This is a genomic window from Acinetobacter sp. 25-47-122 (genome assembly GCF_056779695.1).
The window spans coordinates 1-240 of sequence record NZ_JBWYIJ010000038.1 but is presented as its reverse complement, the minus strand read 5'-3'; the positions used below and the strand labels follow the sequence as shown (position 1 = coordinate 240).

Below are 240 nucleotides of genomic sequence, written 5' to 3'. Positions count from 1 at the left end.
AAAAAGATGCGCTACAAGGTCGTTTAAATGATCTGGTTGATATCACTTTACCAACAGTAAATGATGAAAACGAAGATGGTGTGGATGATGCAGTTGCAGCACTTGAAGAAGCGACAGAAGCAGTAGAGGCGGCTGAAGCAGCATATGCTGAGGCAGAGCAAGCACTAGCAGATGCCGAATCAGATGGTTTAATCACCCCAACAGAACTTACTGAGCTGACTCAAGCACGTGATGATGCAC

At 45.4% G+C, this 240-nt stretch carries 1 protein-coding gene; it reads left to right on the top strand.

What is annotated here, in order from left to right:
* Window positions 1-240 (top strand): GA-like domain-containing protein (locus AC1M9P_RS14675; RefSeq protein WP_481588099.1); only part of this gene is annotated, 240 nt, incomplete at both ends.